Raw genomic sequence first — 21,481 nt, 5'->3', positions numbered from 1 at the left:
CCGCGCTCAGCGCGGTTTGGCCGGCAGCGGGAACGGCGTCACCACTTTCTCGCCGGTGGTGGCGTCGCGGATCGCCGACTGGCCTTTGCGCTCGACTTCCTCGATCCGCACGATGCTCTGCATCGGCAGGTGCAGCACGCGGGTGCTGCCGAACTCATCGCGCAGACGCTCCTCGGTCGGGTCGACCACCAAGCCTTCGTGCAGGTCGAAGACCAACTCGCTGACCTCGGTGAACCCCCACAGATTGCCCGAGGCGATCTTGCGCGCGTACAGCTCGTAGATCTTGCCGGCGTTGAGGAAGGTGACTTTGTAGAGGGTGGCCATTGTGGAGCCGGGAATCGGGAATGGGGATTCGGGAATCGTAGGAGCGGTAATGCAATTGCCTGTGGTTAGCGTGGGGCCGGCGGGCTGCGATTCAAGAGTGATCGAGGACCGCAGAGAGGCCGGGAATCGGGAATCGGGAATCGTAAGGGCGGCGGCGGTGTGGCGGCGGCTGCTAACGCGGGTCGGTCGTAGCTCTGTGCTTTTCCGATTCCCGAATCCCCATTCCCGATTCCCGGCTCCTGATCAATATCCCCGCTTGCGCCGCAGCCGCCGCGCGATGCCGGCGCGCGCGATCAAGGCGAACGCGCCGCCGAAGGCGAAACCGGCCAGATGCGCCGACCAGGCCACCGCGCCGAAGGCCGGGCCGATGAAGGTGAAGACCACCTGCAGCAGAGCCCAGACCCCGATCAGCAACGGCGCCGGGACTTTGACGAACTGCAGGAACAGGCCCAGCGGCACCACCACCCCGAGTTTGGCGTTCGGGAACAGGGCCAGGTAGGCGCCGATCAGGGCCGAGACCGCGCCGCTGGCGCCGATGATCAGCCGGTCGGGGGTGCCGATGGCGATCACTGCGGCCAGGTTGGCGACCGCGCCGCCGAACAGGAACAAGGCCAGCAGCCGCCACGGCCCCATGGCGCGTTCGGCCGGCAGCCCGAAGATCAGCAGGAACACCAGGTTGCCGAGCAGGTGGGCCCAGTCGGCATGCAGGAACAGGGCGCTGAACAGGCGCAGCGCGCTGCCGTCGCGGATCGCTTCCCACCAGGCCAGCGGGCTCGACAGGCCGCCCGACAGCGCCCCCCATTCGAGCATGAGCCGGCGTTGCTCCGGGTCCGGCAACACCACCGCCGAGACGATGAAGCACAGCCAGAGCAGGGCGAACAGCAACGGGGTCGCCCAGCGCAACCGGGTCCGCTCACGCGAGGGAATGGCGACGAACATGGCCTCAGCTCCGTCCGTCGGGCACGGACGGGCCGGCTCCCGGAAGGGGGGCGAATGGCGGAAACGTCCGTGGGGCGTGGCTTTGCGACATCGGTACGGTACGGGTTTGCGGCCTTGAGCGTATTGTTAGCGTTCGGTTAATGGCCGCGCTATAGTGCATACGGCGTCGTACGTCGGGAGGGGTTTCCGGCGGAACCGGGCCTAACCCGCGGCACCGTGTATACGGCCGTGTTAGACAAAAAATACTCCAACGGAGACTACACGCATGCAACCCTCACAACGCATCTCTCGCCTGACCGCACTCGCGCTCGGCATCGCCGGCGTCATCAGTGTCGGTTCGGCCGGTGCGACCGGCTTCCAGATCCGCGAAAACAGCATCCGCAACCAGGGCCGCAGCTTCGCCGGTAGCGGCGTGGCCAAGAACGACGCCGCCGTCGTATCGAACAACCCGGCGGCGATGGTCAACGTGGACTCCACCACGATCCGCAGCGACATCACCATCATCGACCTGACCGCCAAGTTCACCGGCGGCGGTTCGGCCGCAGCCGGCAGCCCGCTGGCGCGTCCGCTCACCGGCGGCAACGGTGGCGACCCGGGCGACGCGACGCCGGTTCCGGCGCTGTCGCTGGTGGTGCCGCTGACCGGTTCGTTCGAGAAGCTGACCCTCGGCGCCAGCCTCAGCGCGCCGTTCGGCTTGAAGACCGAATACGACAAGGACTGGGTCGGCCGTTACAACGCCGTCGAGTCCGAAGTGAAGACCATCGACCTGACCTTCTCGGCCGCGGTCGCCCTGACCGACCGCTTCTCGGTCGGTGCCGGCCTGATCTACGAACGCGCCGAAGCCACCCTGACCAACGCCGTCGATTTCGGCTCGGCGATCTGCCGCGTCAGCGTCGCCGCCTGCGTGACCCCGAACCCGGTCGCCGCACCGTTCGGTCCGCAGAAGAACGACGGTTTCGCCAAGGTCAAGGGCGACGACTACGGCATCGGCTGGCTGGTGGGCTTCCACTTCCGTCCGACCGACAAGTTCTCGATCGGTTACTCGCACCGCTCGGAAATCGATCACGAGCTGGAAGGCACGATCGACTTCACCAAGCCGGGCAATGTCTCCGCGCTGTTCGCCGCGCGCGGCATCACCCAGTACAACAGCGGTCCGGGCGGCGCCAAGCTGACCACGCCGAGCGTGGACACGCTGAGCCTGCAGTACGAGTTCACCGATCAGTTCCGCATGATGGCCGACATCCAGGCCACCGATTGGCATTCGCTGCAGTCGGTCGACATCGTCCGCGCCAACGGCACGCCGGTTACCAGCGAAGCCTTCGGCTGGGAAGACACGATGATGTATGCGCTCGGCGCAGAGTACGACCTCAGCGATTCGCTGACCCTGCGCGGCGGCGTCGCGATCGACGAAACCCCGACCAACGATCACGCCCGCACCCCGCGTCTGCCCGACAACGATCGCAACCTGTATTCGATCGGCCTGACCTGGAACGCCAACGAGCACCTGAGCGTGGATGCGGCCTATACCCGCATCACCATCGACAGCCCGACCATCAACACGGTCTCCAGCAGCGGCTCGACCCTGCAGGGTTCGTACAAGGGCCACGCCGATCTGTTCGGCCTCGCCGCTCAGTACAAGTTCTGATCGAGGCGTCATCGCAGTAAACCAAAGCCCCGCTTCGGCGGGGCTTTTTTTCGCCTGCGGTTTTCGCTTCCGGTTCGGCCGGCGCTGGAATCCGGCCTGCCAGGATCGGGCGCCTATGCGAAAATCCCTGCGCATACCGTCGCCGAGAGTCGGGGACGGCTTTGCGGCACTCGCCGCGCCTCCAAGCTCCGCCGCAGGCCGCGGCACAGGACGCCTCATTGAGCGCTGACGTCTCTTCCGATTCCCGCCGCATCCTCGTCGATACGCTGCTGTGCGGGCGTGCCCGACCTTATACGCGGCCCGGCAGCCTGAGCGCGATCGCCAAGACGCCGCTCGCGGGTCGTGTGCGCATCGGCGAGTCGGGCCTCGAAGGCGACGAGCAGGGCGACCGGCGCGTCCATGGCGGCCCCGACAAGGCCGTGCATCACTATCCCTACGATCATTACCGCTCCTGGCGCGAGGAACTCGGCACGCATGCGCTGCTCGACCGCCCCGGTGCGTTCGGCGAAAACCTCAGCAGCAGCGGCCTGACCGAGGCCGAGGTCTGTCTCGGCGATCGGTTTCGTTGCGGCTCGGTGTTGCTGGAAGTCAGCCAGGCGCGCCAGCCGTGCTGGAAACTCAACGACCGTTTCGCGATCGCCGACATGGCGCGACGAGTGCAGGCCAGCGGCCGCACCGGCTGGTATTACCGCGTGCTCGAAGCAGGCGAGGTCGAGGCCGGCGACGCGCTGCTCCTGGTCGAACGCGCGTGGCCGGACTGGAGCCTGCAACGCATCGCCACGATGTTGTATACGCGCACCCTGGATCGCGAAGAGCTGCAGGCCGCGCTGGCGCTGCCGTTGGTGCCGTCGTGGCGCAAGCTGGTCGAGGCCCGGCTCGCACGCGGCGCGGTCGAGGATTGGAGCTCGCGCATCGAAGGCCCGGTTACGCCGTGAGGCCGGAATGCCTGCGTCGTAGCGCGGCGCAGCGAGTGCGATCCATCCTTGCTATCTCTAGGGTCGCGGCAGACGCTGCGAGCGTCGCCTTGGGCGGCGTGTCCACCCCACCGATGCGGAGCCGTCGAGGCATGAGCGAGATCAAATTCTCCAACGAGGAAAAGGCGCTGATCGTCGCCAAGCTGCAGCGCTATTTCAGCGAAGAGCTGAAGCAATCGATCGGCCGTTTCGATGCCGAGTTCATGCTCGGCTTCATCGCCGACGAGATCGGCGCGTATTTCTACAACCGCGGCGTGCTCGACGCCCATGCGCTGTTGTCGGCCAAGTTCGAGGACATCGGCGACGCCTTCTACCAGCTCGAGCAGCCGACCGACTTCAAGCGCTGAGATGCGGACGCGACCGAGGCGCGGTCGAGCAACCGGGGCGTCCGCCGGATACGCGGCTCAACCGGCCGGCGATGCCTCGGTTGCGCCGATGGCTTGCCGAGCGAAGCAGGCGCGTGTCGGCAGGCTGATCACCAGCACCGCTTCTTGTTGGAAGCGGCGCTTGTACTCGTCGGCGATCTCGACCACCCGTTGGCGGCCGGCCGCGCTGTCGGTATGGACGAGGTCGATCGCGCGCGACTCTTCGCGTTCGATCTCGCCGCTGGCGCCGCGCCACTGGCCTTGCGCCTGGTAGATGGTCAAACCCTCGGGAAAGCGCGGGGTGACGACTTCGGCCAAGAAGGCCTGCCATTGGCCGTCAGTGACCGGGCCGGAGGGGCTGTTCATGCCGAACAGCACCCGGTCGAGCCGGCGTTCGCCGCAGGCGCTGGGGTCACCGGGTTTGATCGGCAACGGAGCGAGCGAAGCACAGGCCGTCAGTGCGCACAGCAAGGCGGCCGACAGCAAGGGTCTGCAGGACATCTGCGTAGCTCCGCGGGCGATGACGCCTATCTTGCGCGCGGCTCCAGCCTCGATGTGTCTGCCAATAGGCGGTTATGCGATGCGCGTCGCAGAGCAGTGGGCGCGACGGCCTCGGGGTAGGAGCGGCGCAAGCCGCGACTTGCGCGGTCGCTCGAAGTTTCGTTGTCGCGGCTCGCGCCGCTCCTACCCTTAGGAGCCCGGGCACGAGCAAGGTCTACGATTCACGGATGCGCAAACGAATACGGCGCGACCCGAGGGGCGCGCCGTATTCGTTGCCTGGCTCGATGGGCCGCGCCTCGGCGCGGCCAAGGGTCAGGCCATCGCGATCAATCGCCCAGCGTGAGCAACGAGGCGTTGCCGCCGGCCGCGGTGGTGTTGACGGTGATGGTCTTCTCGGTGGTGAAGCGCGGCAGGTAGTGCGGGCCGCCGGCCTTCGGGCCGGTGCCGGACAGGTTCTGGCCGCCGAAGGGCTGCACGCCGACGACCGCGCCGATCTGGTTGCGGTTGACGTAGCAATTGCCGACCTTGACCCGCGCGCTGATGCGCTCGATGGTCTCGTCGATGCGCGAATGGATGCCGAGGGTCAGGCCGTAGCCGGTCGCGTTGATCGCATCGATCACCGCGTCGAGCTGATCGGCCTTCCAGCGGATCACGTGCAGCACCGGGCCGAACACTTCCTTGTGCAGCTGGTCGAGCGACTTCAGGGTGTAGGCGCGCGGCGCGAAGAAGCTGCCGTGTGCGCTGTCGGCGTCGACCGCGACTTCGGCGATCTTCACCGCTTCCTTGTCCATGCGCGCGGCATGTTCGACGAGCATCTTCAGCGCGTCTTCGTCGATCACCGGGCCGACGTCGGTCGACAGCAGGCCGGGGTTGCCGATCTTGAGCTCGGCCATGGCGCCGGCCAGCATCGTGGTGACCTTGTCGGCGATGTCTTCCTGCACGAACAGCACGCGCGCGGCCGAGCAGCGCTGGCCGGCCGAGGTGAAGGCCGAACCGATGGCGTCCTTGACCAATTGCTCGGGCAGCGAGGACGAGTCGGCGATCAGCGCGTTCTGGCCGCCGGTCTCGGCGATCAGCACGCCGATGGCGGCGTCGCGCGCGGCCAGCGAGCGGTTGATGGCGCGCGCGGTGTCGGTCGAACCGGTGAAGGCGACGCCGGCGACGCGCGGGTCGCGGGTCAGCGCCGCGCCGACGGTGGCGCCGTCGCCGGGCAGGAACTGCAGCACCGCTTCCGGCACGCCGGCTTCGTGCAGCAGCTTGACCGCGTAGTAACCGATCAGGTTGGTCTGCTCGGCCGGCTTGGCGATGACGCTGTTGCCGGCGGCGAGCGCGGCCGAGATCTGGCCGGCGAAGATCGCCAGCGGGAAGTTCCACGGGCTGATGCAGACGAACACGCCGCGGCCGGACAGGTGCAGGGTGTTGGACTCGCCGGTCGGGCCCGGAAGCGCTTCCGGCGCGAACAGCTTGCGCGCCTGCTGGCCGTAATAGCGCAGGAAGTCGACCGCTTCGCGCACTTCGGCGACGCCGTCGGGGATGGTCTTGCCGGCTTCCTTGGTGCACAGCGCGATGTACTGCGGCATGCGCTGTTCGAGCAGGTCGGCGGCGTGTTCGAGGATCGCGGCGCGGCTGGCGGCCGGGGTCGAGTCCCAGGCTTCCTGCGCGGCGACCGCGTTCTTCAGCGCCAGCTCGACGGTGGCGCTGTCGGCGGCCTGCCACTGGCCGACGGTTTCGCGGCGGTCGGCCGGGTTGGTCACGGCGATGTTCGGGCCGGTGACGGTCGCGCCCGGCACCAGCGGTGCGGCGCGCCAGTCGCCGACGGCGGCGTTGACTTCGGCGGCGAGGGTCTGCAGTTGCTGGTCGTTGGCGAGATTGACGCCCATGGAATTGGTCCTGTCATTGCCGAAGCTGCGGTACAGGTCGGCCGGAAGCGGAATGCGCGGATGGGGAATGCTGGCGAAGGCGGCGACGGTCTCGACCGGGTCCTGGATCAACTCGTCGATCGCGATGCTCTCGTCGGTGATGCGATTGACGAAGCTGGAGTTGGCGCCGTTCTCGAGCAGGCGGCGCACCAGGTAGGGCAGCAGGTCTTCGTGCGAACCGACCGGCGCGTAGACGCGGCAGGGCACGTCGAGGCGGTGCGACGGAATGACCTCGGCGTAGAGGTCGTCGCCCATGCCGTGCAGCTTCTGGAACTCGTAGTGACGCTCGCGGCCCATCGCCTTGGCGCGCTGGTGGATCGTCGCGATGGTCTGGGCGTTGTGGGTGGCGAACATCGGGTAGATCGCATCGCCGGCTTCGAGCATGCGGCGCGCGTTGGCGAGGTAGGACACGTCGGTGTTCGGCTTGCGCGTGAACACCGGATAGCCCGCCTGTCCGTCGACCTGGGCGCGCTTGACCTCGCTGTCCCAGTAGGCGCCCTTGACCAGGCGCACCGGAATGCGGCGGCCGGTCTTGCGGGCCAGGTCGGCGATGAAGTCGATCGCTTCCGGCGCGCGCTTCTGATAGGCCTGGATCGCCAGGCCGTAGCCTTCCCAGCCGTCGAGCGACGGGTCGCTATAGGCCGCGGCGATGACGTCGAGCGACATCTCCAGGCGGTCGGCTTCTTCGGCGTCGATGGTGAAGCCGATGCCGTAGTTGCGCGCCAGCTGCGCCAGTTCGAGCACGCGCGGCGTCAGTTCGGCGAACACGCGCGCACGCTTGGCGTGCTCGTAGCGCGGGTGCAGCGCCGACAGCTTGACCGAGATCGACGGCGCGCCGAACACGGCGTCCTTGTCGCCGGACTTGCGGTCCGACTGCGCGCTCTTGCCGATCGCATGGATCGCGTCGCGGTAGGCCTGCAGGTAGCGCAGGGCATCCTTGGTGGTCAGCGCGCCTTCGCCGAGCATGTCGAAGGAGTAGCGATAGTTGGCGTTGTCGCCCTTCTTCGAACGCGACAGCGCTTCGCCGATGGTGCGGCCCATGACGAACTGGTGGCCCATGATGCGCATCGCCTGGCGCACGGCGAGGCGGATCACCGGTTCGCCGACGCGGCCGACCAGGCGCTTGAAGGCGTTGTGGACGTCGCGCTTGGTGTCGTCGTTGAGGTCGACCAGCTTGCCGGTCAGCATCAGGCCCCAGGTCGAGGCGTTGACGAGCACCGAGTCCGATTGGCCCAGATGACGCTTCCAGTCGGCTTCGCCGAGCTTGTCGCGGATCAGCTTGTCGGCGGTTTCCTGGTCCGGAATGCGCAGCAGGGCTTCGGCCACGCACATCAGCAGGACGCCTTCTTCGCTGCCGAGGTCGTACTGGCGCATGAAGGCTTCGATCGCGCCCTGGTCCTGGGCGCGGGCGCGCACGCGCTTGACCAGCTCGGCCGCGGTGGCCTGGGCGGCGTCGCGGTCGGCGGCCGGCAGGCGCGCCAGTTCGAGCAGGTGGCGGACGTGATCGGCTTCGTCGCGGACCCAGCCGGCGGTCAGGGCCGCGCGCGGCCCCGAGGGCGGTGCGGGCAGTTCGGGGCTGATCATGGCGCCTGAAGGCTGCGCGTTGGAAAGCGCGGCGCTCGAGCGCGTCGGCGGACCGTCGTGGGCGACGGTGGAAGAGACGTTGGTGGACATCGGACCCGGCACTGGGGTGGGAAGTCGGGCATTTTAGAGCTTTCTATCGGTCGCGGCCTGTACCGGATCGGTTCGGGGCGGGCCCGGCGCGAGAGCGCCGTCGCAAGGCCGGCCAACCGGTCGGCCGCCGCCATCGGATCAGCAGCATCGGATCAGCGCCGGACCCGGCCGCCGCAGCTGCGGCGAGCGGCCCGATCCGCGCGTTGCGCGCGCCGGACCACCGCAACTTGCATCCGTCACGCTTGCGATCGGCCGTCGCCGACACTCGTATGAGGCGCCGAACTGGCGCGCAAAGCCTGTCGCTGCGGGGCGCGGATGGTTTCCGGGCCGGTTGGGGCTAGCACCTCCGGGTTGCCGCAAGACGGGGCGGCCGCTACCATTTCTCGGTTATCCGTAGCGCCGATCCCGGCGTGATGGGCCCTCGACAGGGCTCGCCAGCCACCATCTTCCGCACAGCCTCACGCCCAGGACATCGGCGCGGACGGGGCGGGAGGGGCAGCCCGCGGAGCACGAAAACGAAAACCACACTGATTTTTCGGGGCTCGAACTGATGAAAGCCGGTCGTTTCAAGCAGTGGGCAGCGGGCGTCGCCGCATCGGCGTTGCCTGTCCTTGCGTTTGCTCAGGCGGCCGATCCCAAGCCGTGGCAGCTGAATATGGGCAAGGGCGTGACCGCCCAGTCGATGAACGCCTACTCGGCGCACATGTTCGCGCTGTGGGTCTGCGTGGTGATCGGCATCCTGGTCTTCGGCGCTATGGCCGTGGCCATGTTCAGGTTCCGCAAGTCCAAGGGCGCCGTCGCCGACAAGGACTTCACCCACAGCACCAAGCTCGAGATCATCTGGACCGTGGTGCCGGTGGCGCTGCTGGTGCTGATGGCCTTCCCGGCCACCAGCAAGCTGATCGCGATGTACGACACCCGCAACGCGGCGATGACGGTCAAGGTGACCGGCTTCCAGTGGATGTGGAAGTACGACTACCTCGGCGAGAACGTCTCCTTCACCAGCCGCCTGGACCGCAAGAGCGACCAGCTGCGCCAGGCCGGCAAGCTCGTCACCAAGGCCGACCACGAGCACTACCTGCTCGACGTCGACAACGTCCTGGTGCTGCCGACCGACACCAAGATCCGCTTCGTGATCACCGCCGACGACGTCATCCACGCTTGGTGGGTGCCGGCCCTGGGCTGGAAGCAGGACGCGATCCCGGGCATCGTCAACGAAGCCTGGACCGAAATTAAGGAACCTGGCGTCTACCGCGGCCAGTGCGCCGAGCTGTGCGGCAAGGACCACGGCTTCATGCCGATCGTCGTGCGCGCGCTGCCCAAGGCCGAGTATCAGCAGTGGCTGGCCGAGCAGAAGGCCAAGAACGCGCCGGCGCCCGCCGCCGCGCCGGCGGCTCCGGCTGCAGCACCTGCGGCCGCTCCGGCCGATGCCGCTCCGGCTTCCGCCGCAGCCCCGAACACCGACACCACGACCGCCGCGGCTCCGCACGCAGCGGTCGTCGGTTGATCGTCAGCATTCTCTAGAGGTAGGCCATGGCAGCCACGCACCCCGTCGCCGATCATCACGATCACCACGATGATCACGCCCACAAACAGGGCTTCATCGAGCGTTGGTTCTTCTCGACCAACCACAAGGACATCGGCACGCTGTACCTGATCTTCAGCTTCGTCATGTTCATCATCGGCGCGGCGATGTCGGTGGTGATCCGTGCCGAGCTGGCCGAGCCGGGTCTCCAGCTCGTCAATCCCGAGTTCTTCAACCAGATGACCACCATGCACGCGCTGGTGATGATCTTCGGCGGCGTGATGCCGGCCTTCGTCGGCCTGGCCAACTGGATGATCCCGCTGCAGATCGGCGCGCCGGACATGGCGCTGCCGCGCATGAACAACTGGTCGTTCTGGATCCTGCCGTTCGCCTTCACCCTGCTGCTGATGACGCTGTTCCTGCCGGGCGGCGCTCCGGCCGGCGGCTGGACCCTGTACCCGCCGCTGTCGTTGCAGGGCGGCAACAACGTCGCCTTCGCGATCTTCGCCATCCACATGATGGGCATCAGCTCGATCATGGGCGCGATCAACGTCATCGCCACCATCCTCAACATGCGCGCCCCGGGCGTGGACCTGTTGAAGATGCCGATCTTCTGCTGGACCTGGCTGATCACCGCCTTCCTGCTGATCGCGGTGATGCCGGTCCTGGCCGGCGCGGTGACGATGCTGCTGACCGACAAGTTCTTCGCCACCTCGTTCTTCAACGCGGCCGGCGGCGGCGACCCGGTGATGTTCCAGCACATCTTCTGGTTCTTCGGTCACCCCGAGGTCTACATCATGATCCTGCCGGCGTTCGGCGTGGTCTCGGAGATCATCCCGACCTTCGCCCGCAAGCCGCTGTTCGGCTACCAGGCCATGGTGTACGCGACCGCTTCGATCGCCTTCCTCTCGTTCATCGTGTGGGCCCACCACATGTTCACCGTCGGCATGCCGCTCGGTGGCGAGATCTACTTCATGTTCGCGACCATGTTGATCGCGGTGCCGACCGGCGTGAAGGTGTTCAACTGGGTCACCACGATGTGGCGCGGCTCGATGTCGTTCGAGGCGCCGATGCTGTGGGCGATCTCGTTCGTGATCCTGTTCACCATCGGCGGTTTCTCGGGCCTGATGCTCGCGATCGTGCCGGCCGACTTCCAGTACCACGACACCTACTTCGTGGTCGCGCACTTCCACTACGTGCTGGTGACCGGCGCGCTGTTCTCGATCATCGCCGCGGTGTACTTCTGGTGGCCCAAGTGGACCGGCCGCATGTACAGCGAGCCGATGGCCAAGTTCCATTTCTGGTGGACGATGATCTTCGTCAACCTGCTGTTCTTCCCGCAGCACTTCCTGGGCCTGGCCGGCATGCCGCGCCGCATCCCGGACTACAACGTGGTGTTCGCGGACTGGAACCTGATCAGCTCGATCGGCGCGTTCGGCATGTTCGTCACGCCGTTCATGATGGCCTTCATCCTGTTGCGCTCGAAGAGCGTCGGCGCCAAGGCCGAAGCGCGGGCCTGGGAAGGCGCGCGCGGCCTGGAGTGGACGGTGCCGAGCCCGGCCCCGCACCACACCTTCGGCACGCCGCCGGTGATCCGCGACGGCGACCTGGCCCACGGCGACATCACCCACTGAACCCGACAGGACACAGGACCCCGCGACGGGCCCCGGCAGTGAGCGCTTCGATCCGATAGCGCGCCTCCGCGGCCCAGGCGAATCAAGATGACCCAGTCCCACGACCAGCACGATCTCGCCCACCGCCGTTCGGCCGCGCGCCGCACCGCGCTGTGGTTCGGGCTGGCCGCGGTGGCGGTCTATGTCGCCTTCATCCTGACCGGGGTGCTGTCGAAATGAGCGCCGACGACGCCAAGGCCAACGCCGAGGTCCGCCGGCAGGCGAGCCCGAAGATGACCCGGCTGATGGTGCTGGTCGCGTTGGGTGCGTTCGGTTTCACCTTCGCCCTGGTGCCGATGTACCGCATCGCCTGCGAGAAGGTGTTCGGCATCCGCCTGGAACGCGGCGTGGTCGATGCCCAGGTGGCGGCCGCGCCCGTCGCCGACCGCATGGTCACCGTGCAGTTCGACGGCAGCGTCAATTCCAAGCTGCCCTGGGACTTCAAGCCCCACCAGTTCAGCATGCAGGTGCGTCCGGGCGAGCAGTACGAGACCACCTACTACGCCCGCAACACCACCGACCGCGCCATCGTCGGCAGCGCCTCGCCGTCGGTCGCGCCGGCGCGGGCTTCGGGCTATTTCAACAAGACCGAGTGTTTCTGCTTCACCGCCCAGACCCTGCAGGCGGGCGAGTCGCGCGATATGCCGGTGCGTTTCATCGTCGATCCGAACCTGCCGGCCGAGATCAAGACGATCACGCTGTCCTACACTTTCTCCAAGAACGACGTGCTCACGGCGCGCCTGCAGCAGGGATCGGTGTCCAAGACCGCATCCTCGCCGCTGTCGGCGCCGTAAGCGGCTCAGCACCATTCAAACCAGCACCACTTATCACTGGAACGCCGCCATGGCCCACGCTCACACGCCAGACGCCAACATCTACTACGTGCCGCACAGCAGCCGCTGGCCGTTCCTCGGCTCGATCGGTCTGTTCACGACCATGATCGGCGTCGCCAGCTGGCTCAACGAAGTCAGCTGGGGCAAGCCGGTGTTCTTCGTCGGCCTGGCGATGATGGTCGGCGTGCTGTTCGGCTGGTTCGGCGATGTCATCCGCGAATCGGTGCGCGGCAACTACAACAAGCAGGTCGACGTCTCGTTCCGGATGGGGATGATCTGGTTCATCTTCTCCGAGGTGATGTTCTTCGCCGCCTTCTTCGGCGCGCTGTTCTACGCGCGCAGCCTGGCCCTGCCGTGGCTCGGCGGCGAAGGCGACGGCGTGATGACCAACAGCCTGCTGTGGCCGCAGTTCAGCGCCGCCTGGCCGAGCAGCGGTCCGGCCGCGGTCGGGGGCGTGTTCGAGACCATTCCGGCCTGGGGCTTGCCGCTGCTCAACACCCTGATCCTGCTGACCTCGGGCTCCACGGTTACCGCCGCGCACCACGCGCTCAAGGGCGGCCACCGCAAGGCGCTGCTGTTCTGGCTGGGCCTGACCGTGCTGCTGGGCTGCCTGTTCCTGTTCTTCCAGGCCGAGGAATACATCCACGCCTACACCGAGCTCAACCTGACCCTGGGTTCGGGCATCTACGGTTCGACCTTCTTCATGCTCACCGGTTTCCACGGCCTGCACGTGACCCTGGGCACGATCATGCTGGCGATCATCTGGTTCCGTTGCCTCAAGGGCCATTTCGACAAGGACAACCACTTCGCGTTCGAGGCAGTAGCCTGGTACTGGCACTTCGTCGACGTGGTCTGGCTGGGCCTGTTCCTGTTCGTCTACGTGCTGTAAGCGCGACGCGGCGGAATCGGCAAAATCACGACGAGGGCCGGCGCTGCCGGCCTTTCGTTTTTTTGTTATTGCTGCGGGGCGGCGTCTACGTCGTTCCGCGAAGACGGGCGTTGCTTTACTTCGGCGCAGCCGGACATCCAGCGTCTTTCGTACGGGAACGCTTGAAGTCGTTGGATTCCCGCCTGCGCGGGAATGACGTTCTGTAAAGAAGCGTCGCCCGCGCGGTTTTTTACGCTGCATCGCCGTGATCCGCCCGCCGTGCTCGCTCAGCCAAGCCGGCCTGCCAGGATCAGTTCGGGTTGGAGCCGATCCCGTGCGGTTCGATCCAGCCCATCCACATCGCGAACAGGATGATGGCGATCAGCGCGACGGACAGCGCGATGCGGCGGGTCAGCGCATTGACCGTGCGTTTGCTCTGGCCCTTGTCCACCAGCATGTAATACAGGCCTGCACCCAGGTTCCAGAGGATGACGATCAGGAAGCCGACCACCAGCAGGATCTTCAGCGACTCGTTCACCGCGGGCTCCTCAAGTGCGCGCCGGGCGCGCGCGGATGCATTTGCGGCGCGCAAAGCGCGCGCAGATGCGCTGCGCGGATTATCGCAGCCCGCCGGGAGGATATGGTGAGCCGTCGCGGCACCCTGTTGTTCGGCTGGACGCTCGCGCTCGCCGCGATCGCGCTGTTCGCCAACCTGGGGCTGTGGCAGGGCCGGCGCGCGGTCGAGAAGCAGGCCATGCTCGATGCCGCCGCCGCGGTCCTGAACGAGCGCACGCCGCGGCCGCTGGCCGCGGCCGACGATCCCGCGCGGGCGCGCGACTACGACTGGGCGGAGGGCCTGGGCCGGTTCGACCAACGCGGTGCCCTGCTGCTCGACAACCAGCAGCGCAACGGCCGCGCCGGTGTGCGCGTCTATCGTATTTTCGTGCCGGCGCAGGGCGGGCCGATGCTGGTCGACCTGGGCTGGTTGCCGCTCGGCGGCGATCGCAAGCTGCCGGCCATCCCCCAGCCCGAGGGCGAGCTGGCCTTGCGCGGGCTGCTGGCGCCGCCGCCGTCGACCGGTCTCGCACTGGGCCCGGGCATCGGCCGCGAAGGCGAGGGCTGGCTGCTGACCCGGGTCGACCCGAAGGCGATCGCCGAGGCCGCCGGCCTGTCGGTGCCGCTCGCACCGCGCGTGCTGCGCCTGGACCCGGCGCTCGAGCTCGGTTACGAGCGCGACCTGGAACTGCTCGCCAATACCTTGCCGCCGGACAAACACCGCGGCTATTCGCTGCAGTGGTTCGCGCTCGCCCTGGCGGTGCTGGCGACCGCCCTGATCCTCACGTTCCGTCCTCAGCGTCGATAACCCACCGATGAACACACCCGTGAATTCCTCGCAGCGCAATCGCAACCGCCTGGTGCTGGTGCTGATCGCCGCGTTCTTCTTCGTGCCGATGCTGATCGCCGGGGTCATGCGTTTCACCAACCATCACCCGGCGGTGAGCCGCCAGCACGGCGAACTGCTCGAACCCAAGCCCGACTTGCGCGCGCTGCAGCCGCGCCTGGCCGACGGCAGCGTCTATGCCTGGAACCCGCCGGCGCGGATCTGGCGCATCGTGGTCGCGCCGGCGCCGGATTGCGCCGAGGCCTGCGTCGCGTTGTCGCAGCAACTGGACACGGTCTGGCAGCTGTTCGGCAAGGACGCCGACCATGTCGAAGTGCTCTGGCTCGGCGAGCCGCCGGCCGGCGCCAAGCGCCCGGCCAGCCTGCGCGTGTTCGGCCCCTCGCCGGAGCTGCGCGCGCAACTGCCGCGCCTGAGCGACCCGGCCGGCGTGCCGCTGTACGTGGTCGACCCGAACGGCTTCGTGATTCTGCGTTACGCTCCCGGCACCGATCCGGGCGGGCTGCGCGCCGACCTGGCCAAGCTGCTGAAACTGATGTGAGCGGCGGCAAGAACGGGCGCGCCGGAGCCGGATGTCGGGAACGGCATGAAACGAACCAAGTCGCCGGGACTCGCCCGGCCGCACGAGTGTTGCAGCAGAGTTGGGTAGGAACGAGTTTCGAATGAGCGTAACCAACAAGCCCGGATCCTCCGATCCGTTCACGAACGGCCTGAGCAAGACCGGCCTGTCGAAGAATTTCCATCGCATCGCCTGGCTGGCGGTGGCGCTGGCGCTGTGCGTGATCGTGTTCGGCGCCTTCGTGCGCCTGTCCAACGCCGGCCTGAGCTGCCCGGACTGGCCGACCTGCTACGGCCGCGCGGCCTGGCCGACCAGCGCCCACGAGATCACCGACCACGTCGCCACCGCGATCCGGCCGGTCGAGGTGCACAAGGCTTGGCGCGAGCAATTCCACCGCATGATCGCCGGCCTGCTCGGCGTGCTGGTGTTGATCCTGGCGTTGGTGTCGGCGCGCAAGCGTGCCTACGGCGTGCCGCAAGTGATCGCAGCGGCCGCGGTCGTGGCGGTGGCCATACCGCTGTACATGAAAGGCCAGCACGTCGCCGCCTCGGCGCTGGCGATCGTCGGCGAAGCCATCCTGCTCGCCGCGGCGCTGCGCTGGAGCAACACCGATCTGTCGCGGGTGTCGGCGCTGACCCTGGCGGTGATCATCTTCCAGGCCCTGCTCGGCATGTGGACGGTGACCTGGCTGCTCAAGCCGGTGGTGGTCATGGGCCATCTGCTCGGCGGCCTGCTGACGTTCTCGTTGCTGGTGTGGACCGCGTGGCGCGCGATCGGCCACCCGATCCGCCTGGCCGACGCGGCCAACGTACGCCGCCTGATCATGCTCGGCATCGGCGTGCTCGGCGTGCAGATCGCGCTCGGCGGCTGGACCAGCGCCAACTATGCCGCGCTCGCCTGCGGCAACGATTTCCCGACCTGCGTCGGCCAGTGGTGGCCGCGCCACGACTTCGGCGAAGCCTTCGTGCTGTGGCGCGGCATCGGCGTGGACTACGAGGGCGGCATCCTCGACGGCGAGGCCCGCATCGCGATCCAGCTGGCCCACCGCATCATGGCCGGCGTGGTCTTCGTCTATCTGCTGGGCCTGACCGTGAAGCTGTTGCGCACACCCGGCATGCGCGGCTGGGCGAGCCTGCTCGGCGCGCTGACCCTGGCCCAGGTCGGCCTGGGCATCGCCAACGTCAAGCTCGGCCTGCCGCTCGCGGTCGCGGTGGCGCACAACGCCGGCGCCGCGCTGCTGCTGTTCGCGCTCGTCTCCCTGCTCGCACGCCTGCGTACGCCGGAGGCCTGATGAATACCGCCAAGCGCCCGACCGCCAAGCAGTACTGGGACCTGACCAAGCCGCGCGTCGTCGCGCTGATCGTGTTCACCGCCTTCGTCGGCATGTTTCTGGCCGTGCCGGGCTTGCCGCCGTTGCGCGAGTCGGTGCTCGGCTTCTTCGGCATCTGGCTCGCAGCGGCCTCGGCCGCGACCATCAACCAACTGCTGGACTCGCGCATCGACGCCAAGATGGCGCGCACGTCGTGGCGGCCGATCGTCGCCGGGCAGGTCTCGCCGACCCAGGCGCTGGTGTTCGCGCTGATCCTGGCCGCGTTGTCGATGACCATCCTGGTGGTGTGGGTCAACGCGCTGACCGCATGGCTGACCTTTGCTTCGCTGATCGGTTATGCGGTGGTCTACACCGTATTCCTGAAGCGGGCCACGCCGCAGAACATCGTCATCGGCGGCATCGCCGGCGCGGCGCCGCCGCTGCTCGGCTGGGCCGCGGTCACCGGCATGCAGGGCGAGTGGGACTGGGCCCATGCCTTGTTGCTGGTGTTGATCATCTTCGTGTGGACGCCGCCGCATTTCTGGGCGCTGGCGATCTTCCGCCGCGCCGACTATGCGCGGGCGATGGTACCGATGCTGCCGGTCACCCATGGCGTCGAATACACCCGCTGGCAGATCCTGTTCTATACGATCCTGCTGACGGTCGTCTCGGTGCTGCCGTGCGTGTTCGGCATGAGCGGTTATTTCTATCTGTTCGGGGTGTTGGTGCTGGACGCGGTGTTCCTCTACCACGCCTGGAAGCTGATGAACCCGCCCGACGAACTGTACGCGATGCGGGTTTTCAACTACTCGATCGTCTACTTGATGGTGTTGTTCGCATTCCTGCTGATCGATCACTGGTTGCCGTCGTCGATGCAGTCGGCGCCGTTGTTCGAGCTGCAGCGGATGCGTTGACCGCCCGCGCCGCGCGGGCGTCCAATCGCGCGCCGCATCGGCGCCTAATCGCAAGGGGAAGGTCGTCGATGAGAAACCGGATCGCGTGTTCGATCATGGCGCTGTTGCCGCTGTCGACGGCCGATGCCGCGCAGGCGCAGGACGCCGCCGCGCCGCCGCGCGAACTGGTGGTCACCGCGGCCAAGCTGTTCGATTCGCGCAGCGGGCGCCTGCTCGACAACCCGCAGGTGCTGATCCGCGACGGCCGCATCGTCGAGGTCGGCCGTGCCGGCGACGCCGCGCCGGCCGGCGCTCGACGCCTCGACCTGCCCGGCATGACCCTGCTGCCGGGCCTGATCGACATGCACACCCATCTCGATGCCGACCCGACCTACGGCGGCTACACCAGTCTGCAGTTCAACGACCGCTTCTGGTCGGTGCTCGCGGTCAAGCACGCTCAGGACACGCTGGCCGCCGGCTTCACCACGGTGCGCAATCTCGGCGCCGATGCCTGGAACGATGTCGGCCTGCGCCAGGCCATCGACGAGGGCAAGCTGAGCGGCCCGCGCATCGTCTCGGCCGCCTACGGCTTCGGCGCCACCGGCGGCCATTGCGACTCGACCTTCTTCCCGCCGTCGATGCAGCAACGCAGCCCTTACAACGCCGACTCGCCCGAGCAGGCGCGCCAGCACGTGCGCGAGCTGCGCAAGTACGGCGCGCAGGTGATCAAGATCTGCGCCACCGGCGGCGTGTTCTCGCGCAACACCGAGCCCGGCCAGCAGCAGTTGAGCCTGGAGGAAATGAAGGCGGTGGCCGACGAGGCGCATCGCTGGGGGCTCAAGGTCGCCGCGCATGCGCACGGCACCAGCGGTATCAAGGACGCGATCCGCGCCGGCATCGACACCATCGAGCACGCCAGCCTGATCGACGAAGAAGGCATCCGCCTGGCCAAGCAGCACGGCACCTGGCTGTCGATGGACATCTACAACACCGACTACACCCAGGCCGAGGGCAAGAAGAACGGCGTGCTCGAAGACAATCTGCGCAAGGACCGCGAAGTCGCCGATGTCCAGCGCGAGAACTTCCGTCGAGCCCATCAGGCCGGGGTGAAGATGGTCTACGGCACCGACACCGGGGTCTATCCGCACGGGCAGAACGGCCGCCAGTTCGCGGTGATGCAGCGCTACGGCATGAGCGCGGCCCAGGCCATCCAGGCGGCGACCGCGAACGCGGCCGAAGCGCTGGGCAGCCAGGACGTCGGCGTGATCGAGAAAGGCCGCTGGGGCGACATCATCGCGGTCGCTGGCGACCCGACCCGGAACGTCGCCTTGCTCGAAGCCGTGCCGGTGGTGATCAAGGGCGGCGAAGTGGTCAAGGACGCGCGCTGAGCGCTTCGGCCGAGGGCGGCGGGGTTCAGTCGGCGACCCGTTCGGGCACCGCCGCGGTGTTCGCCTTGCGCGCATAACGGCGCGCGACCTGCGCGCAGACGATCAGCTGGATCTGGTGGAACACCATCACCGGCAGCACGATCGCGCCGAGCGCGCCGCTCGCGAACAGGATCTTGGCCATCGGTACGCCGGTGGCCAGGCTCTTCTTGGAACCGCAGAACACGATCGCGATTTCGTCCTCGCGCGAAAAGCCGAGGCGGCGCGCGGCGAAGGTCGTGGCGAGCATGACCGCCGCGAGCAGCAGCGCACATACGCCGAACACAACGTATAAAGCCTGCACCGGCGTGCTCTGCCACAACCCGGTCGCGACCGAGGCGGCGAACGCGGTGTAAACCACCAACAGCACCGTGCCTTGGTCGGTATAGCGCAACAGCGCGCGCCGGCGCTCGACCCAGCCGCCGATCCAGCGCCGCAACAGATGGCCGGCGACGAAGGGAAGCAGCAATTGCAGAGTGATCTTGGCGATGGCCTCGGCCGGATCCGCCATCGCGCCCTGTGCGCCGGCCAATGCGCTCATCAACAAGGGCGTGAGGAACACACCGAGCAGGCTCGATGCCGAGGCGCTGCACACCGCCGCGGGCACGTTGCCGCCGGCCATCGAGGTAAAGGTGATCGAGGACTGCACGGTCGAGGGCAGGGTGCACAGGAACAGCAGCCCCAGGTACAGCTCCGGCGTCAGCAAGCGCCCGGACAAGGGCTTCAGCGCCAGACCGAGCAAGGGAAACAAGACGAAGGTGCTGGCGTAGATCAGCAGATGCAGGCGCCAATGCAGCGCACCGGCGAGGATCGCCTCGCGCGACAGGCGCGCACCGTGCAGGAAGAACAGCGCGGCGATGGCGATATCGGTAAAGCCGTCGAGCGCCGCGGCCGGGGCGCCGCCGAGCGGAAACCACCAGGCCAGCGCGACCGCCGCCAGCAGAGCCAGGGTGAAGCTGTCGACGCGCAGTCGCTGGAGAAAACTCATCCGATGCTCGCCTCGATGGGACGCTCGGGCAGACGTCCCGCATTCTGACCGCAGGCCGCACAGCGGTCCACGGCGCAAGCCGGCACCGCTGCAAGGGTAGGAGCGGCGCGAGCCGCGACCCACCGCAGAAGTGCACGCCAGCGCCGTGTCCGAAGACCGGTCAGACGGCTCGAAACAGCCAGTGCCAGTCGAACATCCGGAGCTTCGACGAATTGCGCTTTCGATCGACGCTGCGGGCGGTCGCGGCTCGCGCCGCTCCTACTCCAAAGCCGGCCGGGTTCGATCAGCCGTTCAGCACGGACGCACGCGCTCGGCGATCTCGGCGACGCTGTCGGGGGTGACGTACCAACGGCCCGGATCTTCGTACTCGAAGTCGATCGCGACTTCGGCGTCGGCGCGGTGGATGCGCACGATGCAGACCCGCCACGGTGCCTTGCCGGCGACCTGGGTGACCTTGCGCAGTTGTTCCAGGCGGTTCTCGATCTCGACGCCCGACGGCGTCAGCGGTTCGCCCGGCTGGCCCTTGTCGTAGCGGAAGCCGTTGAGGCGGCTGATGCCGTCGCCGTACCAGGCGATCAGCGCGTATCCGTCCCAGGGCCGTTCGCTGGCCTTGGGGTCGACCACGATCAGGCGCGCGATCTCGCCGAGCAATTCGTCTCTGTTCATGTCCTGCCTTGAGCGTGTCGATTTAGGAAGCGGCTGCGATCAGGTCATCCATCTGTCCGGCGTCGACCCGGTCGTAGCTCTGGCCGGCGCGGTTCTCGAAGGTGACGCGCTGATCGTAAACCCTGCCGCCGTCGGCGGGATCGATCACGTCGTAGGAAATGCGAACACGGTCCGGTCGGTCGGTTTCCCGCGGGCTCAGGTCGATGCTGATGCGCACGTCCATGCCCTTGTCGACCCAGGCCGCCCATTCGTTCTCGAGCGTCTTGTAGGCGCCCATGTTGAAGTTGCCGTTCTGCGGGAACAGGTTCTTCAGGCCCTGGTCGGTGACGAAGCGGTGGCCGAACACATGCCCGCCCTGGTCGCCTTCGACGCCACGGTCGGCGGCGGTGCGCTGCGCCTGGGTCTCGTCGTCGCTGCGCTCGATCCCGCTGAACACGGTGCGCAAGGTGCCTTCGGCATGGATCGGCCGGCCTTCGTCGTCGACAGTCCAGCGTGCGTCGTTGACCTCGCCGGTGTCGGGGTTGACGACCGTCGCCGAAATCTCCTCGGTCTCGCCGCGCGCGCGGTCGCTGAGACCGAGCCAATCCTTGAGCCGGCCGATCAGGCCGTCGTCGTCGGCGTTACCCGCGCCCTCGGCATAGGCGGCGTGCACCTCGGGGCCGCTGCGGCGATCGACCGCGGCGGCGATGCCGTCGCGCCCGAACGCGGCCTCCAGCTTGCGCAACTGCGGCGCGTCGAGCTTGCCGGCGAGTTCGTTGGCGAGGGTTTCGCGCTCGGCCACGGGCATCGCTTCGACCTCGCTGCGCAAGCCGCTCAATTGCGGCGCGGTCAGCGCATCGACCACGACGCGCGCCTGCGCCGGATCGGCGCTGCTCAGGGTCTGCGCGATCGATGCGGCAGGTGGTTCGATGCCCGGTGACGAGCCGTTGAGGTGGACGTTCGGGCTGATCGGGTCGGTCATCGGGCGGGGCCTGGACTGCACGCGTCAGCCTGGAATCTAGCC

Annotated in this window: 21 protein-coding genes; 13 read left to right on the top strand and 8 right to left on the bottom strand. The window is 67.6% G+C overall.

The window, feature by feature from the left end:
* Window positions 1–6: 6 nt before the first annotated feature.
* On the bottom strand, window positions 7–324 hold the full coding sequence (locus LC490_RS21010) for a DUF1820 family protein (protein WP_031371311.1): 318 nt from the start codon (window positions 322–324) through the stop codon (window positions 7–9).
* A gap of 243 nt (window positions 325–567) precedes the next feature.
* The gene (locus tag LC490_RS21005; RefSeq protein WP_031371310.1) at window positions 568–1,263 is read right to left on the bottom strand and encodes a rhomboid family intramembrane serine protease; all 696 of its coding nucleotides are present in this window, start codon (window positions 1,261–1,263) and stop codon (window positions 568–570) included.
* Between the two features lie 265 nt (window positions 1,264–1,528).
* On the opposite strand from LC490_RS21005, the gene LC490_RS21000 reads away from it, so the two are divergent.
* From LC490_RS21000 to LC490_RS20990, 3 genes are all read left to right on the top strand, one after another.
* The gene (locus LC490_RS21000; protein ID WP_223621492.1) at window positions 1,529–2,908 is read left to right on the top strand and encodes an outer membrane protein transport protein; all 1,380 of its coding nucleotides are present in this window, start codon (window positions 1,529–1,531) and stop codon (window positions 2,906–2,908) included.
* A 218-nt stretch (window positions 2,909–3,126) separates the two neighbouring features.
* Complete coding sequence (locus LC490_RS20995) at window positions 3,127–3,843, top strand: MOSC domain-containing protein (protein ID WP_223621491.1); 717 nt, start codon at window positions 3,127–3,129, stop codon at window positions 3,841–3,843.
* A gap of 131 nt (window positions 3,844–3,974) precedes the next feature.
* On the top strand, window positions 3,975–4,229 hold the full coding sequence (locus tag LC490_RS20990; protein WP_223621490.1) for a DUF2164 domain-containing protein: 255 nt from the start codon (window positions 3,975–3,977) through the stop codon (window positions 4,227–4,229).
* Window positions 4,230–4,286: 57 nt separating this feature from the next.
* On the opposite strand, the gene LC490_RS20985 is transcribed toward LC490_RS20990, so the two are convergent.
* Window positions 4,287–4,748, bottom strand: a complete 462-nt coding sequence (locus LC490_RS20985; RefSeq protein ID WP_081930688.1) for a DUF3574 domain-containing protein — start codon at window positions 4,746–4,748, stop codon at window positions 4,287–4,289.
* A 326-nt stretch (window positions 4,749–5,074) separates the two neighbouring features.
* Complete coding sequence (gene putA / locus LC490_RS20980; RefSeq protein ID WP_223621503.1) at window positions 5,075–8,251, bottom strand: bifunctional proline dehydrogenase/L-glutamate gamma-semialdehyde dehydrogenase PutA; 3,177 nt, start codon at window positions 8,249–8,251, stop codon at window positions 5,075–5,077.
* A gap of 640 nt (window positions 8,252–8,891) precedes the next feature.
* Between putA and coxB the strand changes: the two genes are divergently transcribed.
* The 5 genes from coxB (at window position 8,892) to LC490_RS20960 (ending at window position 13,261) form a co-directional block, all read left to right on the top strand.
* A complete protein-coding gene (gene coxB / locus LC490_RS20975; protein WP_031371304.1) occupies window positions 8,892–9,848 on the top strand; it encodes a cytochrome c oxidase subunit II in 957 nt (318 codons plus the stop codon).
* 26 nt (window positions 9,849–9,874) lie between these two features.
* Window positions 9,875–11,500, top strand: a complete 1,626-nt coding sequence (gene ctaD, locus LC490_RS20970) for a cytochrome c oxidase subunit I (RefSeq protein WP_031371303.1) — start codon at window positions 9,875–9,877, stop codon at window positions 11,498–11,500.
* A gap of 87 nt (window positions 11,501–11,587) precedes the next feature.
* On the top strand, window positions 11,588–11,719 hold the full coding sequence (locus LC490_RS24465; protein ID WP_255611049.1) for a hypothetical protein: 132 nt from the start codon (window positions 11,588–11,590) through the stop codon (window positions 11,717–11,719).
* A complete protein-coding gene (locus LC490_RS20965; protein ID WP_223621488.1) occupies window positions 11,716–12,333 on the top strand; it encodes a cytochrome c oxidase assembly protein in 618 nt (205 codons plus the stop codon). Before LC490_RS24465 ends, LC490_RS20965 begins: the two co-directional genes overlap by 4 nt.
* A 49-nt stretch (window positions 12,334–12,382) precedes the next feature.
* Window positions 12,383–13,261, top strand: a complete 879-nt coding sequence (locus LC490_RS20960; protein WP_057919357.1) for a cytochrome c oxidase subunit 3 — start codon at window positions 12,383–12,385, stop codon at window positions 13,259–13,261.
* 289 nt (window positions 13,262–13,550) lie between these two features.
* Here the strand turns inward: LC490_RS20960 and LC490_RS20955 are convergent, their stop codons facing one another.
* Entirely contained in the window at window positions 13,551–13,778 is a 228-nt protein-coding gene (locus LC490_RS20955) for a twin transmembrane helix small protein (RefSeq protein WP_031371300.1), read from the bottom strand.
* Window positions 13,779–13,883: 105 nt separating this feature from the next.
* On the opposite strand from LC490_RS20955, the gene LC490_RS20950 reads away from it, so the two are divergent.
* The 5 genes from LC490_RS20950 (at window position 13,884) to LC490_RS20930 (ending at window position 18,788) form a co-directional block, all read left to right on the top strand.
* Window positions 13,884–14,603, top strand: coding sequence for an SURF1 family protein (locus tag LC490_RS20950; protein WP_223621487.1), 720 nt, complete (start codon window positions 13,884–13,886; stop codon window positions 14,601–14,603).
* A gap of 7 nt (window positions 14,604–14,610) precedes the next feature.
* A complete protein-coding gene (locus tag LC490_RS20945) occupies window positions 14,611–15,180 on the top strand; it encodes a hypothetical protein (protein ID WP_223621486.1) in 570 nt (189 codons plus the stop codon).
* Window positions 15,181–15,301: 121 nt separating this feature from the next.
* Window positions 15,302–16,489: a COX15/CtaA family protein gene (locus LC490_RS20940; RefSeq protein WP_051884656.1), complete on the top strand. Its 1,188-nt coding sequence runs from the start codon at window positions 15,302–15,304 to the stop codon at window positions 16,487–16,489.
* Window positions 16,489–17,421, top strand: coding sequence for a heme o synthase (gene cyoE, locus LC490_RS20935; RefSeq protein ID WP_036148252.1), 933 nt, complete (start codon window positions 16,489–16,491; stop codon window positions 17,419–17,421). Before LC490_RS20940 ends, cyoE begins: the two co-directional genes overlap by 1 nt.
* Before the next feature lie 68 nt (window positions 17,422–17,489).
* The gene (locus tag LC490_RS20930; protein ID WP_305067589.1) at window positions 17,490–18,788 is read left to right on the top strand and encodes an amidohydrolase family protein; all 1,299 of its coding nucleotides are present in this window, start codon (window positions 17,490–17,492) and stop codon (window positions 18,786–18,788) included.
* A 25-nt stretch (window positions 18,789–18,813) separates the two neighbouring features.
* Here the strand turns inward: LC490_RS20930 and LC490_RS20925 are convergent, their stop codons facing one another.
* The 3 genes from LC490_RS20925 to LC490_RS20915 form a co-directional block, all read right to left on the bottom strand.
* On the bottom strand, window positions 18,814–19,812 hold the full coding sequence (locus tag LC490_RS20925) for a bile acid:sodium symporter family protein (protein ID WP_223621485.1): 999 nt from the start codon (window positions 19,810–19,812) through the stop codon (window positions 18,814–18,816).
* A 291-nt stretch (window positions 19,813–20,103) separates the two neighbouring features.
* Window positions 20,104–20,478, bottom strand: coding sequence for a hypothetical protein (locus tag LC490_RS20920; protein ID WP_031371293.1), 375 nt, complete (start codon window positions 20,476–20,478; stop codon window positions 20,104–20,106).
* A 22-nt stretch (window positions 20,479–20,500) separates the two neighbouring features.
* Window positions 20,501–21,439: a DNA/RNA non-specific endonuclease gene (locus LC490_RS20915; protein ID WP_223621484.1), complete on the bottom strand. Its 939-nt coding sequence runs from the start codon at window positions 21,437–21,439 to the stop codon at window positions 20,501–20,503.
* Window positions 21,440–21,481 lie beyond the last annotated feature (42 nt).

The organism is Lysobacter sp. ESA13C (assembly GCF_019970005.1).
Classification (GTDB): domain Bacteria; phylum Pseudomonadota; class Gammaproteobacteria; order Xanthomonadales; family Xanthomonadaceae; genus Lysobacter; species Lysobacter antibioticus_B.
The sequence above is the reverse complement of the archived record's forward strand: the minus strand, read 5'-3'. Positions and strand labels throughout refer to the sequence as shown.

What these genes read in the sequence shown, in the direction of transcription:
- LC490_RS20925 (WP_223621485.1), bottom strand. Translation starts at nt 19,812, where the DNA reads ATGAGTTTTCTCCAGCGACTGCGCGTCGACAGCTTCACCCTGGCTCTG.
- LC490_RS20940 (WP_051884656.1), top strand. Translation starts at nt 15,302, where the DNA reads ATGAGCGTAACCAACAAGCCCGGATCCTCCGATCCGTTCACGAACGGC.
- LC490_RS20965 (WP_223621488.1), top strand. Translation starts at nt 11,716, where the DNA reads ATGAGCGCCGACGACGCCAAGGCCAACGCCGAGGTCCGCCGGCAGGCG.
- LC490_RS20945 (WP_223621486.1), top strand. Translation starts at nt 14,611, where the DNA reads ATGAACACACCCGTGAATTCCTCGCAGCGCAATCGCAACCGCCTGGTG.
- ctaD (WP_031371303.1), top strand. Translation starts at nt 9,875, where the DNA reads ATGGCAGCCACGCACCCCGTCGCCGATCATCACGATCACCACGATGAT.
- LC490_RS20960 (WP_057919357.1), top strand. Translation starts at nt 12,383, where the DNA reads ATGGCCCACGCTCACACGCCAGACGCCAACATCTACTACGTGCCGCAC.
- LC490_RS20915 (WP_223621484.1), bottom strand. Translation starts at nt 21,439, where the DNA reads ATGACCGACCCGATCAGCCCGAACGTCCACCTCAACGGCTCGTCACCG.
- coxB (WP_031371304.1), top strand. Translation starts at nt 8,892, where the DNA reads ATGAAAGCCGGTCGTTTCAAGCAGTGGGCAGCGGGCGTCGCCGCATCG.
- LC490_RS21000 (WP_223621492.1), top strand. Translation starts at nt 1,529, where the DNA reads ATGCAACCCTCACAACGCATCTCTCGCCTGACCGCACTCGCGCTCGGC.
- LC490_RS20930 (WP_305067589.1), top strand. Translation starts at nt 17,490, where the DNA reads ATGAGAAACCGGATCGCGTGTTCGATCATGGCGCTGTTGCCGCTGTCG.
- LC490_RS24465 (WP_255611049.1), top strand. Translation starts at nt 11,588, where the DNA reads ATGACCCAGTCCCACGACCAGCACGATCTCGCCCACCGCCGTTCGGCC.
- LC490_RS20985 (WP_081930688.1), bottom strand. Translation starts at nt 4,748, where the DNA reads ATGTCCTGCAGACCCTTGCTGTCGGCCGCCTTGCTGTGCGCACTGACG.
- LC490_RS20920 (WP_031371293.1), bottom strand. Translation starts at nt 20,478, where the DNA reads ATGAACAGAGACGAATTGCTCGGCGAGATCGCGCGCCTGATCGTGGTC.
- LC490_RS21005 (WP_031371310.1), bottom strand. Translation starts at nt 1,263, where the DNA reads ATGTTCGTCGCCATTCCCTCGCGTGAGCGGACCCGGTTGCGCTGGGCG.
- cyoE (WP_036148252.1), top strand. Translation starts at nt 16,489, where the DNA reads ATGAATACCGCCAAGCGCCCGACCGCCAAGCAGTACTGGGACCTGACC.
- putA (WP_223621503.1), bottom strand. Translation starts at nt 8,251, where the DNA reads ATGATCAGCCCCGAACTGCCCGCACCGCCCTCGGGGCCGCGCGCGGCC.
- LC490_RS20990 (WP_223621490.1), top strand. Translation starts at nt 3,975, where the DNA reads ATGAGCGAGATCAAATTCTCCAACGAGGAAAAGGCGCTGATCGTCGCC.
- LC490_RS21010 (WP_031371311.1), bottom strand. Translation starts at nt 324, where the DNA reads ATGGCCACCCTCTACAAAGTCACCTTCCTCAACGCCGGCAAGATCTAC.